Annotated in this window: 16 protein-coding genes and 1 other RNA gene; 6 read left to right on the forward strand and 11 right to left on the reverse strand. The window is 60.5% G+C overall.

The window, feature by feature from the left end; genetic code table 11:
• Positions 1-596 precede the first annotated feature (596 nt).
• The 4 genes from B7E02_RS11060 to B7E02_RS11075 all read right to left on the reverse strand — a co-directional run bounded on the left by B7E02_RS11060 (position 597) and on the right by B7E02_RS11075 (position 4,821).
• Complete coding sequence (locus B7E02_RS11060; protein WP_080796066.1) at positions 597-1,352, reverse strand: iron ABC transporter ATP-binding protein; 756 nt, start codon at positions 1,350-1,352, stop codon at positions 597-599.
• Positions 1,349-2,515: an iron chelate uptake ABC transporter family permease subunit gene (locus tag B7E02_RS11065; RefSeq protein WP_080796068.1), complete on the reverse strand. Its 1,167-nt coding sequence runs from the start codon at positions 2,513-2,515 to the stop codon at positions 1,349-1,351. The genes B7E02_RS11060 and B7E02_RS11065 overlap by 4 nt, the downstream gene beginning before the upstream one ends.
• 7 nt (positions 2,516-2,522) lie before the next feature.
• Positions 2,523-3,533, reverse strand: coding sequence for an ABC transporter permease (locus tag B7E02_RS11070; protein ID WP_080796070.1), 1,011 nt, complete (start codon positions 3,531-3,533; stop codon positions 2,523-2,525).
• A gap of 256 nt (positions 3,534-3,789) precedes the next feature.
• Positions 3,790-4,821, reverse strand: a complete 1,032-nt coding sequence (locus B7E02_RS11075; RefSeq protein ID WP_080796071.1) for a siderophore ABC transporter substrate-binding protein — start codon at positions 4,819-4,821, stop codon at positions 3,790-3,792.
• Between the two features lie 334 nt (positions 4,822-5,155).
• On the opposite strand from B7E02_RS11075, the gene B7E02_RS11080 reads away from it, so the two are divergent.
• The 6 genes from B7E02_RS11080 to B7E02_RS14105 all read left to right on the forward strand — a co-directional run bounded on the left by B7E02_RS11080 (position 5,156) and on the right by B7E02_RS14105 (position 8,274).
• The gene (locus B7E02_RS11080; protein ID WP_143336800.1) at positions 5,156-5,743 is read left to right on the forward strand and encodes a vitamin K epoxide reductase family protein; all 588 of its coding nucleotides are present in this window, start codon (positions 5,156-5,158) and stop codon (positions 5,741-5,743) included.
• Between the two features lie 100 nt (positions 5,744-5,843).
• Positions 5,844-5,993 (forward strand): hypothetical protein, encoded by a 150-nt coding sequence (locus B7E02_RS14400; protein WP_179129714.1) that lies wholly within the window; start codon positions 5,844-5,846, stop codon positions 5,991-5,993.
• 233 nt (positions 5,994-6,226) lie between these two features.
• Complete coding sequence (locus B7E02_RS11085) at positions 6,227-7,042, forward strand: excalibur calcium-binding domain-containing protein (RefSeq protein WP_245802255.1); 816 nt, start codon at positions 6,227-6,229, stop codon at positions 7,040-7,042.
• A gap of 218 nt (positions 7,043-7,260) precedes the next feature.
• Positions 7,261-7,422 carry a hypothetical protein gene (locus B7E02_RS14505; RefSeq protein ID WP_218672388.1) on the forward strand — a complete coding sequence of 54 codons (162 nt, stop codon included), beginning with the start codon at positions 7,261-7,263 and terminating at the stop codon, positions 7,420-7,422.
• A gap of 151 nt (positions 7,423-7,573) precedes the next feature.
• On the forward strand, positions 7,574-7,702 hold the full coding sequence (locus B7E02_RS14800; RefSeq protein ID WP_281248239.1) for a hypothetical protein: 129 nt from the start codon (positions 7,574-7,576) through the stop codon (positions 7,700-7,702).
• A 35-nt stretch (positions 7,703-7,737) separates the two neighbouring features.
• Positions 7,738-8,274, forward strand: coding sequence for a hypothetical protein (locus B7E02_RS14105; protein WP_143336736.1), 537 nt, complete (start codon positions 7,738-7,740; stop codon positions 8,272-8,274).
• A 425-nt stretch (positions 8,275-8,699) separates the two neighbouring features.
• Here B7E02_RS14105 and B7E02_RS14980 read toward each other — a convergent pair whose 3' ends face one another.
• The 7 genes from B7E02_RS14980 to prfB form a co-directional block, all read right to left on the reverse strand.
• Positions 8,700-9,059, reverse strand: a complete 360-nt coding sequence (locus tag B7E02_RS14980) for a hypothetical protein (RefSeq protein WP_483862421.1) — start codon at positions 9,057-9,059, stop codon at positions 8,700-8,702.
• A 129-nt stretch (positions 9,060-9,188) separates the two neighbouring features.
• Positions 9,189-9,564: a transfer-messenger RNA gene (gene ssrA / locus B7E02_RS11095) on the reverse strand.
• A gap of 77 nt (positions 9,565-9,641) precedes the next feature.
• Positions 9,642-9,998: a DUF488 domain-containing protein gene (locus tag B7E02_RS11100; RefSeq protein WP_080796074.1), complete on the reverse strand. Its 357-nt coding sequence runs from the start codon at positions 9,996-9,998 to the stop codon at positions 9,642-9,644.
• A complete protein-coding gene (gene smpB / locus B7E02_RS11105) occupies positions 9,998-10,495 on the reverse strand; it encodes an SsrA-binding protein SmpB (protein WP_080796076.1) in 498 nt (165 codons plus the stop codon). Before smpB ends, B7E02_RS11100 begins: the two co-directional genes overlap by 1 nt.
• Positions 10,496-10,538: 43 nt before the next feature.
• Positions 10,539-11,441 carry a permease-like cell division protein FtsX gene (gene ftsX, locus B7E02_RS11110; protein WP_080796078.1) on the reverse strand — a complete coding sequence of 301 codons (903 nt, stop codon included), beginning with the start codon at positions 11,439-11,441 and terminating at the stop codon, positions 10,539-10,541.
• 10 nt (positions 11,442-11,451) lie between these two features.
• Entirely contained in the window at positions 11,452-12,141 is a 690-nt protein-coding gene (gene ftsE, locus B7E02_RS11115) for a cell division ATP-binding protein FtsE (protein WP_080796079.1), read from the reverse strand.
• Between the two features lie 115 nt (positions 12,142-12,256).
• Entirely contained in the window at positions 12,257-13,363 is a 1,107-nt protein-coding gene (prfB, locus tag B7E02_RS11120; protein WP_080796081.1) for a peptide chain release factor 2, read from the reverse strand.
• Between the last annotated feature and the right edge of the window lie 52 nt (positions 13,364-13,415).

Here is a 13,415-nt window from a genome sequence, read left to right on the forward strand (position 1 = left end):
CCACACAAACGCAGATGACCATAAATGCCGACTGGCTGTCAACCAAAAATAAATGATCAAAAAACAACCACCACAACCCACCCAGACGGGGCAAAAAAAGGGCCATGATGAAAACATCGCCATCAATCATGCACAAACAATTCCCACCACCAACCACCCACACCAAGCGGGCAACCAGCAACAGGCAACAATTTACAGTGCAGGGACATTCATGCAACCCCCACACCCGGCATGACCACCCGGCACCCACCACAACAGCGGGCACCAAAAGCGACAAAAGAAAAAAATAAATGGCACACTATTGAGTTCTCAAACAACACGCACAACCTGATTACCGGGAAGTTCCTATCTCCCCTGCTCTCAAGCAGCTTTTTCGACTTTACAGAATCCCTTGAAAGAAGTCAAAGTCTTTTCAAAGTTCTTTTTGTCTTCCCCGCTCCGTAACCTTCTGATTACCTCGGCGGTGTGAGAATTAATTTACACACCGCCGGATTGCTCCACAAATCCCCAGGTCAAAGGCTTGTCTCCGCAGAAAAGAGCCGGCACCCCTCCACAGTGGTGGAGGGGTGCCGGTGTTGGCGTCGACAAGCGGGGGCTCAGTGATAGCAGGCGATCTTGCCGGTCGGTCCATCAATAACCTGGATCGAGGTGTTGAAGATCGAACTCAGGGTGTCATCGCGCATGATCTCATCCGGTGTCCCCATCTGTTCGATCTGTCCGTTTTTCACGGCAATGATGTAGTCGGCGTACCGCGCCGCGAAGTTAATGTCATGAAGAACCACGATGATGGTGCGTCCGAATTCCTCGGCGGCGTGCTCCAGGTGCCTCATCATTTCCACGGAGTGGGCGATGTCGAGGTTGTTCAGGGGCTCATCGAGCAGGACGTAGTCAGTGTCCTGGCTGAGCACCATGGCGACATACGCCCGCTGCCGCTGTCCGCCGGAGAGCTGGTCGAGGTAGCGGTCCTCCAGGTCGGTGAGATTGAGGAAATCGATGTACCTCGAGATGATCCCCTCGTCCTCGGCGGTGAGCCTGCCCCTGCTGTAGGGGAAACGTCCGAAGCCGACCAGCTGGCGGACGGTCAGTTTCGTGATGAAGTGGTTCTCCTGACGGAGAATCGAGATGATCTTGGCCAGATCCTGCGATTTGGTCGAGCTGACATCGAACTCCGCCACCCGGATCTCACCGGAGTCCATCCCAAGCAGCCGGCCGATCATGGTCAGCAGGGTGGATTTTCCCGCGCCGTTCGGGCCGACCAGCGCGGTGATTCCCCCGGCCGGGATCTCAAGATTGACCGGCCCTATCTTGACGTCGCTTGAATAGTCCTTCCGGACATTCTTTAAGGTGATCACAATCTGCCCTTTCTGAGGATGACAAAGAGGAATACCGATCCGCCGACCAGCTCGATGATGATGGACACCACGCCCTGGGCACGGAACACATGGTTCATGATGAAGTAGGACCCGGCCAGCACGACAAACCCCGTCAGCACCGACATCGGGAAAATGTAGCGGTGGTCGAAGGTGTCGGCGAACTGATAGGCCAGTGTGGCCACCAGGAATCCGAGGAAGGTCATCGGCCCCACCAGGGAAGTGGACACCGCCATGAGGATGGACACCAGAACCAGGATGTAGATGGAAAGCGTCTTGTGGTTCACCCCGAGGTTGGTCGTGGTGTCCCTGCCCAGGGCAATGACATTGAGTTTCCGTGAGGCCAACAGCAGCAGTGTTCCGGCGACCACGATCAGGGGGATCGCTATCGGGAAGTACTCCGTCTCAGCATTGTTGACTGAACCGAAGAGCCGGGCGGAGAGGACATCGAATTCCGAGGGTGTCAGTGTTCTCTGCATGAAGGTGGACACCGATCCCAGGCCGGTGCCGATGATGATGCCCACCAGGAGCATCGCATGCATGTCACTGTTCTTTCCGGTCAGCAGCCAGGTGTAGAGCACCAGCGTGAGCAGAACCATGACCACCAGCTGGCCGAGGAACATCTCGAGATTGCGGGTCGCGATCAGGGTCGTGGCGCCGAAGAAGAACACGGTGCCGGTATGGATGACCGTGTAGAGCGATTCGAACCCCATGATCGACGGCGTGATGATCCTGTTTCCCGTGACGGTCTGGAATGCAACGGTGGCCAGGCCCTGGCAGAAGGCGACGATAACCATCACCACCACGCTCTCCATGCGCCTCTCGGCGATGAGCAGGAAGCCGGGGTGACCCATGGGCATCGGATTGTTGTACCAGATCAGCCCCCAGGTGAACCCCAGGCCGGCGAGCAGCAGTCCCGCCATGATAGTCCAGTACTTCCGCCTGGCCCCCGGGCTCTGGAACGCCCCGGAGCTCCGACTTGCGGTGCGCTCGGCCTCCGTGTCCGGGGCCGGCGCGCCCAACTCACCGGGTACAGCGCCCTGCAGCGCGGACAGCCCGGGGGTGGAGCGCCCGTCACCTGCGGCACCGCCTCCGGCAGCCTTCGTCTCGGCCTGGTCCCCGACCGGGGTTTCACTCTGGGTCATGGTTTTCCTATCCACGTCCACGCTGCCTGACAATCAGAATCACGAAAACCACCGCGCCGACGATTCCGAGGATCACCGACACCGGCATCTCGAAGGGCGCGATGATGGTCCTACCGATCAGATCACAGATGGTCACCGTTGCAACTCCCATCAGGCACACCCACGGCAGGTTGGATCGGAGATCATCGCCGCGAAACATTGAGACGACGTTTGGAACGATCAGTCCGAGGAAGGGCAGACTGCCCACGACAACGGTGACCACACCGGTGGCAATGGCGATCAGTCCCGTTCCGATCAGGATCATCCGGTTGTAGTTGAGTCCGACATTGGTTGCGATCTCCTCGCCCATACCCACCACGGTGAGACGATCGGCGAAGATGAACACCGCCACCACGACGATGACAACGATCCACAGCACCTCATACTGCCCGCGGAAGACCGTGTTGAAGGATCCGGCGAACCAGATGCCCAGTTGCTGGAGCATATCGGTCTGCAGGGCGAAGAAGGTGGATATGGATCCGACCACCGCACCGAGCATGATTCCGATGATCGGGACGATCAGTGATGAGCGGAGGGTGACCCGGCGCAGGAAGAGGAAGAAGACCATTGTGCCGATGAAGGAGAACACAACCGCACCGATCATGCGGTCGAGGACGCTGGCCGCGGGAACGAAGTACATCACCGTCAGCAGTCCAAGTCCCGCCCACTCGGTGGTGCCCGTGGTCGAGGGTTCGACGAACTTGTTCTGGGTGAGCAGCTGCATGACCAATCCCGACATCGCCATCGCGGCGCCCGCAAGCACCAGGGAGACGGTCCGCGGAATGCGCACGGCATTGAACATCATTGCGCCGTCCTCCCCACCGAAGATGTCGTACTGCCCGGTGAACAGTGAAAGGACAACCAGTGCACCGACAAGGATGACGCCGATGAGCAGCTTCCAATCGAAGAGCTTCGCGCGCGTCCGCCCGCGTCGGGGTTCCTCTGTATCCACCGCCTGCGGGGTTGACGTCGACTGCATTGTCAGATCCCCCTTCCCCGGTGTCGATTCGGAGTGTAAGACATGAACAATGGCCTGGTTCCTCAATGTGGTTCTCCACCGTCCCCAGGGGTGCCTCCGCGATGGGACACCCACTGAGAACGGCGGAATGTTGTAGTTAGGAAAATGGGACAGGAGATCGCCTCGTCCAGTCTGGGAACAAGGCGACCTCCGGAGATGTAGCACTGGGAGCGGCCTCGGCCGGGAGCATTCCCTCCCCCGGCCGGTGCCGTTTCAGCTATTTGTTGTTGGCTGCCTTCTCGAACAGATCGGCGAGCCCGTTGAGAATCTCGGTGTAGGTGATGATGTTCTCGTTGGTGTAGGTGTCGGCCGGGGCGTAGTAGACGTTGCCACCGGTGACCGCCCGGACGTTGGCGAGAGCCTCATTGCCCTCGATGACCTGCTGGGCCGCGACGTAGCCCTCCTCGTTGCGGGTGTTCGTGCCGCCATCGCGATCCATCACCAGGACGATATCTGGGTTCGACTCTGCGATTGCCTCGACGTTGACATCGTCGCCCTCATGGTCGGAGGAGGCATTCTCCACCTCCAGCGCGGGGGTCAGGCCGAGCAGATCGAAGATCGGGCCGTAGGTGCGACCGACACCGGGGGCGATGTAGCCGATGTTTCCGCCGGAGACATTGACCGCCATCACGGTCTTGTCGGAGATCGCGGCGTAGGCGTCCTTCGCACGGTCGACTGCCTGGTTGAACTCGTCGACGATCTTGGCGGCATCCTCTTCCTCGCCGAAAATCTCACTGAGGGTCTCCACCTGACGGATGAGTTCCTTGTCCAGGGGCTGGCCGTCACGCGGATCCAGTTCGATCACGGTGGCGTCCGGGTTGAGGGTGGTGATGTCCTGGTAGAAGGATGCGAAGCGCTGGCCGTTGATGATCAGATCGGGCTGCGCGGCGGTCAGCGCCTCGAGGTTGGGCTCACGGTGGGATCCGATATCCACAATGTCGGGATTGTCCTTGTAGTCCGTGACGGTGAAGGGAATCAACGGCACCGGAGCGGCTACCAGATCGACGCCCCACCGGTCGAGGAGTTCGAAGGCGCGGTTGTCGGTGGCGGCGACCGCCTTGACCGGCAGGGTGATCTCGTGGGATCCGTGGTTGTCCTCGATTGTCACATTGCCCGACGCCTCGGCGGCGACGGAGGATGATCCGGAGGAGGATTCCGAGGCGGCATCACTTTCGGAGGAGGAGCAGCCGGTGAGTGCGAGCGCGGCGGCGGCAGCAACAGATACCAGCTTGAAACGAGTGTTAACCATGTCGTCCTTTGTTGTCGTTCTTCGGCCTGCTTCGAGACCCTTCAAAAAGTCCAAGTGAGGTAAGGTTACCTAAAGAAAAAGCTAACATATGTGTGCAGGTAAGCCAAACCTATTACCGATGGGGGTTACCCCCCGAAAGTTTGAGCAGGCGGACACCGACGCCCCTCCCGCATCGCGGATCCATCCCGCCAGAGTTGGAAAATACTTTCCATGTTTAGTAATTGGCTGTGAAGTTCATCCCCCGTCCGCCGAAACACGGACAGGTGAATACACTTGGACCTCGAAACTTTTACCCGTGCCGATCCGGAGGTTCCCCGTGTCCACCGACACCCACATGTCCACCGACACCGTCCAGCTGCCCAAGCCGCCGACATGGCTGGGTTGGACGCTGTTGATCTGCGGCATCATCGGCTTGATCGCCTCCACGATCATCATGATGGAGAAGTTGGCGATCCTCGAGGACGCGGGCCACGTCACCAGCTGCGATCTCAATGAGGTCCTCTCCTGCGGAAGCGTCATGCGCTCCGGACAGGCCGCGGCCTTTGGAATTCCCAACCCCTTCATCGGTCTGGCGGGTTTCGCCGTGACCTCGCTGATCGGCGCCGCGATTCTCGCCGGAGGCCGTTTCAAAGGCTGGTTCTGGTTCGGCGCACAGCTCGGCCTGACCTTCGCCCTAATGTTCGTCCACTGGTTGGCGTACCAGTCCATGTTCATCATTCGGACCCTGTGCCCCTACTGCATGGTCGTGTGGACGGTGACCATCATCATGTTTGTCATGGTCACCGCATGGAATGTGAAAACCTACGGCGGCTCCTCCGGCGGCATCGGCGCAGCGCTGGACAAATCAAAGATCCTCGTCGCCGTGGTCTGGCTGGCGGCCATCGCCGCCACCGCGGTCTGGGCATTCCGGAGTTACCTCTGACCCTCCGGCACCCCGCGTGACGACGCCTCCACCCCAGCCCCCCACCGGAGGCCGATGGAACCGGGCTGCGCAGCGGCACCTGATCAATTAATATCTAAATATGGAATTTATTTCAAGCTCCTCGGCCATCGGCACCCTCATCATCTGGAACATCCTGATAGCTCTGGGTATACCTGAACACCAGCTGGAGATCTGGCTCTCACAGTTTTCCGCCGGCCCCCTTGCCGAGCTACTCAGCGGCGGCTGGTAGCTTCCGACGGACCCGCAGGACGATCCTCGCCTGCCCATCTGAACCGCCCGGGTTGACTGCGGTAGCGGGCGGAAGCTGCTGAGCGGATCCCGGAGAGGGTCCGCGACGGGGGTGATCATGCCCACTGACCACCCGGATGCACGCGGAGTTCCGGCGCCGGGCGCGTAACATCACTCGAAGTTCAAGGCCCCTCCACGGGGCCGATCCGATCTGCACACTGAGAGTCCCATTTTATGAACACCGCGCCCAGTACCGCCAAATGGAAATCGATCCTCGCCTGGGTATCGGTCGTCTTCGGTGCCTGCTCACTCATCAGCCTCTTCAGCAGCGGGTCCGTCGGCGGGGCGTTCGGCAGCCTCCTGATGTCAATCGCCTTCGGTCTTCCGGGCGCCTGGTGGATGTACTGCAACGCGCGCGACAGAAAAGCCGCCTCGGCTTACGGCTCGGCGATGAAGAAGCACATCCAGCTGACCGGCCTGCTCCGGGAAACGGACCCCACAATCGTCATGGGAATGGGGACACCGGATGCCCCGGCCACACAGAAGAGGCGCTGGCCGGTCGTAGCAGGTGCCTCCGTCGCCGTGGCGTTCATTGGAGCCTCGCTGTTGCCCACGCCGGAGCCGGGTGTCGCACCCGCCGTGTCAACTACCACCGCATCCCCGACCGCGGAGACGACCTCGCCTGTGGCCACCACCACGCGGACGACGTCACGGAAGCCCACCACAAGGACCTCGACCTCCACACCGACGACCTTGGCGCAGTCCGTGGAACCAACCACGGAGCAACCCGCACCACCGGTTGGGGAGGCCCCCGTGGTGCAACAGGGGTTCGCGGCCATCCCGGCGGCACCCGTGGTTGAAGAGGCGCCCGCTCCTGCCCCCGCACCCGTACCGGCGGCACCCGCACCGGCGCCCGCATCTGCGAGCTATAAGAACTGCACCGCAGTATGGAACGCAATCGGTGGCCCCATCTATTCAGGCAATCCCGGCTACGCCGGCCATCTGGACAGTGACGGCGACGGCATCGGGTGTGAGAAGGATCCGCGATAGGTGGCCACGTAGCAACGTATTGGTGTTGCGGACACCCAGCCAAGCTGTCGTCGGGGACGAAGAAAACCCCTCCACCCGGACACTGGAAGATTTCTCAGATGGCCGGAAGCGCTGATCCAGGGTGTGAAAGGCCCTCTGACTGACGAACCAGGAAGAGACACCTGTGGATCGGCAAAAGAAGCAATACCAGGTGGAAAGATGGCACCAAGGCGGACCAGGTGTTCGTGGTGAAAATGGCGCGGGCCTACGGAGTCAATGCGCTCCAGGCTCTCGTGAAGGCTGAGTTCACCACCGGGGAGAAAGCTTTCCTTTATGAAGTGCGCGGCCTCCAAGCTCCATCAAAGCTCCCCAACACGATCATCTCATCGGAAGTCGAATGAAGACGCCGGGAGTTCTACGAGCTGGAGGATTCCACACCCCGCGCGACGGTCACCTCTTTGCCCCCGCGTTCGAACGAATCCGCTGACGATGTCGAGCACATCCCCTATGCTGCCGAAAGCAGTGACGATGAACTAATGAAGGGAGACGACTATGGAGACGGTGCTTGACCTTGAGGCACGAGCCGACGCCCGCCCCGGCGCGATCGCCCGAGAGCTGGGTGTGACCATCCGCCTCGTCGCTACATGGCGGGACAGACACGCACGTCACATCTCCGTTTAGCTCCGCTCCTTTTGAATCTTTGATTAGGAACCAACATGAAACGTTTAGCTTCTGCACTCTCCGTGACTGCGCTGGCGATCACGCTTACCGGGTGTTCGAACGGTGGCGATACCCCCGCGACGTCGACAACCCCAGCCACTAACACCGTGACGTCGACAGCGACTTCCAGTTCAAGTTCATCTACGACTGTCACGCCGTCGGCTACCGAAGAGACGACAACCCCCAGTCTGACAACGACGGCTACGGCAGCGCTGGCTCCAGCTCCAGCAGTTTCACCAACGTTCGTTGAATGCTGGGAGAACGACGCAGCGATGATGTCCGACGGATCAATCATCTACGATCCGGTGAACTGCCATCTCGCCAGTGATGAGGAAATCCGCCAGCGTGCCGAGGCCTATTTCTCAACCGCCCCAACCTATTCAGAGCCTGTTCGAGCCGATGGCTGCGTTGGGCCCGCCGCTGTATGCGGATACTACGACGAATCAGGGAATCCGATCTGGTTCGACAAGACGACGGGCGAGACGTCGCCGCGGTTCTATGACCAGTTTGGCAACCCAACGATGAGCCCATAGCGACTGAAACGCTCCAGCGTAACGATTTGCACTCAAGAGCTAGACTCCATCTGAGGAGCCTGGCAGTCGGCTTTTACTGGGTGATCATGCACACCACAGCCGGTCAATGCCCGCAGGTTTAGTGAAACACGCGGTATCATCACCCGGAATTCACTCCCTATCCCAAGCCCATTCCGATCGCCGTAGGGAGGGCTCAAGAACTTTAGTACCGCTCCCCGACCCGCCAAATGGAAAACGATCCTCGCATGGATCTCAATCGACTTCGGCGCGCTGACTCTGATAAGCATATTCTCAAGCGGATCAATCAGTGAAGCGTTCGGCAGTTTCCTCCTGTCATGCTGTATCGCACTGCCCGGCGCGTGAGTTTGACCAGTTGAATGTCCCTGAGGCGTGCGGTGTGTCAGGTGACTTTGAGGATGCAGGCCTCAAGGGTCCATTGGTAGTCGTCGAGATGGATGGGCCGAAGAGCCGGCTGTCGCGGGAGCGAAGGTCGAGCCACTCTGTGATTCAGGTACCGACGGTGCGGGCGAGGTCTTCTCTGGCGGTGACGCGGGTGGTGACCACTCGTCGAACTCGATGAGTTTCTGTTCGCTACGGATCCGGCTGTAGGCATCGCACTCACCGGCCCATGTGTGTGGACCTTTGTGCTGGCGTCCGTCGGGGCCGGTGTAGCGGGCTCTCCACTTGCCGGAGGGTAGTTGGTCGACGGTGCCGAATTCTCGTTTCTTGCGTGCCATGGTGGGATGTCCGTTTTCGTGACAGTTCGGGACAGATAGGGCCTGCATGACAAACAAGCGACTTACGGAATCGGTCTTTTGTTCTAAAGTGCCCACATCCGCACGTCAGCATGAGTCCCAGATCAGGGTACAAACACGAAGGAACCCCACACCAGAGGGGTGCGGGGTTCCTTCGTATGGTGGAGCAGCCGGGAATTGAACCCGGGTCCTACATCACCTCGCCAGGGCTTCTCCGTGCGCAGTTCGCGCGTGGATCTCTACTCGGCCCTCCGGCCAGGACGAACGCTTCCGGATGATGGGCCCAGTCTGCGGTGGAAGTCCCATCCAACCCCGCGGACGCGATTGGATGGCAAGTCCCTTGGTCGATGCCAGGATCCAGGTCAGGGACTCCCCTGGGCTGACAGACACGCGGTCGCTACTTAGGCAGCGAGGGCGTAGTCGCGCTGAGACTTCTCGGCGCTTATTGGTTTGCTGCGACGCTTACGGTGGTCTCCAGCCTTCACCGGCACGCTTCCCCTGGCTCAATCAACGTAGTCGAAACCATGTCTGCCCCGTTGGTTGTTCTGTGGTGGGCTCGTGCGAGTTCCACAGGAAGTCCGACTCTACTCCATACTCAAGATGAACGCAAGGTTACGTCCTGAGCCAGTCTGCCAGCACCATGGCGTGGTTGTGTTTCCGGTCCGCGGCCGCGTACAGGAGGGTGACCGGGCCGGCGGTGGCGGCGTCGACAAGCTTCTGCACATCACCGGTCCCGGCGCGCTGATCAAGTTCCGCGCGGTAGCGCCGGGAGAACTCGTCGAACCTCGCCGGCTCGTGGTTGAACCAGTGGCGCAACCCCGGAGATGGGGCCGCGTCCTTCAGCCAGGTGACCCCCGCCAGCTTCGCCCTGGAGATTCCGCGGGGCCAGAGGCGATCGACCAGGATCGGGGTGCCGTGGATCTGTTCGCCCTTGACAACGTCATGGACCTTGGCGATGTGGACCTCCATCAGCCCGTGATCCCCTTCACCCGCCTCCCGAGCTCGCGGGTAACCTCGCGTTCCTCGGTGCGGCGCTTGATGTCCTGGCGCTTGTCATAGTCCTGCTTGCCCTGTGCCAGACCGAGCTCAAGTTTCACCCGTCCGTTCTTCAGGTAGAGCTTCAGCGGAATCAGGGTGCGGTTGCCGTCCCGCACCTTGCCCATCAGCGAATCAATCTCCTTGCGGTTGAGCAGGAGTTTGCGTGTTCGTTTGGGACTGTGGTTGGTCCAGGTGCCCATGGAGTACTCCGGAATGTGGAGATTGCGCAACCACACCTCGCCGCCGTCGATGGTGGCGAAGGAATCCACCAGCGAGGCTTTCCCCTCGCGCAGCGATTTGATCTCGGTACCCAGCAGCACCACGCCCGCCTCCCAGGTGTCCTGGATCGTGTAATCGTGGCGGGCCTTGCGGTTGGTGGCGATAACTGCGTTGTTATCGTCGACCTTCTTCTTATTCTTCTTGGCCATAGCGTCTCCAGTCTACGCGAGCGACCTGTCTGCCCACATCCGCCTACTTGCGCACATAGAACCGCAGGGTCAGGTTGGCGATCAATCCCGCCACCAGAACACCGATCACCGAGATCACCGGGGTGATCATCCAGATGTCACCCGTTGTCACCGGGGCGATCAGCTGCGATTCATACAATCCGCGCAGCGCCTTGTCGATGACAAACTCCTTGCCCAGGAACAATCCGGCCGTGGCGAGTACCGCACCGATCAGGGTCGACAGTACTGCCTCGAGGATGAAGGGCGCCTGGGTGTAGAGCCTCGAGGCACCGACGATACGCATGATCTCGGTCTCCTCCCGCCGGTTGTAGGCGGCGATCTGGACCATGTTGGCGATCAGGAAGATGGAGGCGAGGATCTGCACCGCGGCGATGAGGAAGGTTGCATTCCGAATTGAATCGAGGTTGTCTGTGGCTCCCCGGAGGTCATCAACCTGATCGATCACGGCGCTGACCTGCGGTAGATCACGCACCGGGTCGAGGATGTCCACGGCGAGCGGATCCTGGAGACGCACATGGAAGGCCGCGGGCAGGGCATCGGGCGAGGTTTCCTGCACCAGCACCGGATCGGTGTTCTGGAACACCTCCACGAAGCGCTCATAGGACTGCTCCCGGGAACGGTAGGTGATGGAATCGACGCCCTCAAGTCCCTCCAGCTTCTCCCGCACCTCCACACAGGATTCGCCCGTGCACTCCGGATCATTGGCCGAGGTGTCCTCATCCAGTTGGATCATCACCTCCACCCGGTCGAGGTAGATATCCTTTGTGCGCTCGGTCATGTTCGTGACCAGGAAGCCGGTGGCCAGCAGTGCGAGGGAGATCGCCGTGGTGATCACCAGGGCGATGGTCATGGTCAGGTTGCGCCCCATGCCGCGCACGGCCTCGCGAAGTACGTATCCGATACTCATTGATCCTTCCTTAGCGCATCTCGCCATAGACGCCGTGGGCGTCATCGCGGACAACTTTTCCGAGCTGCAGCTCGATCACACGGCGGCGCATGTCGTCGACGGTGCGGGCGTTGTGGGTGGACATGATCACCGTGGTTCCCAGGCGGTTGATCCGGCCGAGCAGAACCATGATGTCGTCGGAGGTGTCCGGGTCGAGGTTTCCGGTGGGCTCGTCGGCGAGGAGCACCAGCGGCCGGTTTACAAAGGCACGGGCGATGGCGACGCGCTGCTGCTCACCGCCGGACAGTTCATTGGGCATCCGGTTCGCCTTTCCGGACAGCCCCACCATCTCCAGGGCCTCGGGAACCAGCTTTTCAATGGCGTCCCGCTTCTTCCCGATGACCTCGAGGGCGAAAGCCACGTTGTCGTGGACGTTCTTGTTCTTCAGCAGGCGGAAATCCTGGAACACGTAACCGATTCGCTGCCGGAGCTTGTTCACATTGGAGCCCCGGAGCTTGTTCACGTGAAAATCGGAGAGATAGAGGTCGCCGCTGGTGACGTTCTCCTCGCGGGTGAGCAACTGCAGGAACGTTGACTTGCCCGAGCCGGAGGGACCGATCAGGAACACGAACTCGCCCTTGTCGATGGTCATGGAGACGTTGTCGAGTGCGGGGCGCGTCGATGTCTTGTAGGTCTTGGTGACTTTCTCGAACGTGATCACGCGTCTCACTCTAGCCAACGCGGTGTTACTAAAGAAACGCGAGTGATTAAACTGCCCGGGTATTCCCAGCTCCCCCGAGGTCCCGTGGCGCCGGGGCCGGCGTGCGGCCCGGAATTCAGGAGGCGTGCTCCCCCTGCGCCATGCGCCACCGGATACCGGCCTCGAGCAGTCCGTCGATATCACCGTCGAGCACCTTGGTGGGATCATTGACCTCATAGTTGGTGCGCAGATCCTTCACCATCTGATAGGGGTGCAGGACATAGGACCGCATCTGGTTTCCCCAGGAGGCGTTGCCCCCGGCGCCGAGGGCGTCGAGTTCCGCACGCTCCTCCTGGCGCTTCTTCTCCAGCAGCTTCGCCTGCAGCACCCGCATTGCCGAGGCCTTGTTCTGAATCTGGGATTTCTCGTTCTGGCAGGTCACCACGATTCCGGTGGGGATATGGGTCAGTCGCACCGCGGAATCGGTGGTGTTGACCGACTGCCCTCCCGGGCCGGATGAGCGATAGACATCCACACGGACCTCGTTGTCGGGGATATCGATATGATCCGTCGTCTCGACCACCGGGAGCACCTCGACCTCGGCGAAGGAGGTCTGTCGCCGCCCCTGGTTGTCAAAGGGACTGATGCGCACCAGACGGTGGGCACCCTGTTCCACCGATAACTGGCCGTACATGTAGTCCCCGTGAACCACGAAGGTGGCTGATTTGATGCCGGCTTCCTCCGCATAGGAGATGTCATAGACATCGACCTTGTGGCCGTTCTTCTCCGCCCATCTGGTGTACATGCGCATGAGCATCTCGGCCCAGTCCGCGGCATCGACCCCGCCTGCCCCGGAACGGATGTTGATCACCGCCTCACGGGCGTCATACTCGCCGGCGAGCATCGTCTTTACCTCCAGGGTGTCAATCTCCCTGCGCAGTTCGGCGAGCTCCTCGTCCGCCACGGAGGTGTCACCGTCCTCCTCCTCTGCGAGTTCATACATGATGGGCAGGTCGTCGATGCGCTGCCGCAGATCGGTGATGCGACGAAGATCGGCCTGCACGTGGGAAAGCTCCGAGGTCACCTGCTGCGCGTGATCGGGATCATCCCACAGGCCGGGATCCGCGGCCTGCGCCTCGAGCTCCCGAACGCGATCCGACATCTCCCGTGGATCAAGCACCTTTTCAATGGTGGTCAGTGTGGATTCGAGCGCGGAGATTTCTGCTGATGTTTCGGGACGCATGATTGCATATCCTACCCGTTCGCCTGACAACGCCCGCCATCTCGGTACGACC

It is taken from the genome of Corynebacterium pacaense (genome assembly GCF_900169525.1).
GTDB lineage: Bacteria > Actinomycetota > Actinomycetes > Mycobacteriales > Mycobacteriaceae > Corynebacterium > Corynebacterium pacaense.

What these genes read in the sequence shown, in the direction of transcription:
- B7E02_RS14980 (WP_483862421.1), bottom strand. Translation starts at nt 9,059, where the DNA reads ATGCAGGCCCTATCTGTCCCGAACTGTCACGAAAACGGACATCCCACC.
- B7E02_RS11070 (WP_080796070.1), bottom strand. Translation starts at nt 3,533, where the DNA reads ATGCAGTCGACGTCAACCCCGCAGGCGGTGGATACAGAGGAACCCCGA.
- ftsX (WP_080796078.1), bottom strand. Translation starts at nt 11,441, where the DNA reads ATGAGTATCGGATACGTACTTCGCGAGGCCGTGCGCGGCATGGGGCGC.
- B7E02_RS11080 (WP_143336800.1), top strand. Translation starts at nt 5,156, where the DNA reads ATGTCCACCGACACCGTCCAGCTGCCCAAGCCGCCGACATGGCTGGGT.
- B7E02_RS11085 (WP_245802255.1), top strand. Translation starts at nt 6,227, where the DNA reads ATGAACACCGCGCCCAGTACCGCCAAATGGAAATCGATCCTCGCCTGG.
- B7E02_RS11075 (WP_080796071.1), bottom strand. Translation starts at nt 4,821, where the DNA reads ATGGTTAACACTCGTTTCAAGCTGGTATCTGTTGCTGCCGCCGCCGCG.
- B7E02_RS11100 (WP_080796074.1), bottom strand. Translation starts at nt 9,998, where the DNA reads ATGGAGGTCCACATCGCCAAGGTCCATGACGTTGTCAAGGGCGAACAG.
- B7E02_RS14105 (WP_143336736.1), top strand. Translation starts at nt 7,738, where the DNA reads ATGAAACGTTTAGCTTCTGCACTCTCCGTGACTGCGCTGGCGATCACG.
- B7E02_RS14800 (WP_281248239.1), top strand. Translation starts at nt 7,574, where the DNA reads ATGGAGACGGTGCTTGACCTTGAGGCACGAGCCGACGCCCGCCCCGGC.
- B7E02_RS14400 (WP_179129714.1), top strand. Translation starts at nt 5,844, where the DNA reads ATGGAATTTATTTCAAGCTCCTCGGCCATCGGCACCCTCATCATCTGG.
- prfB (WP_080796081.1), bottom strand. Translation starts at nt 13,363, where the DNA reads ATGCGTCCCGAAACATCAGCAGAAATCTCCGCGCTCGAATCCACACTG.
- B7E02_RS11065 (WP_080796068.1), bottom strand. Translation starts at nt 2,515, where the DNA reads ATGACCCAGAGTGAAACCCCGGTCGGGGACCAGGCCGAGACGAAGGCT.
- smpB (WP_080796076.1), bottom strand. Translation starts at nt 10,495, where the DNA reads ATGGCCAAGAAGAATAAGAAGAAGGTCGACGATAACAACGCAGTTATC.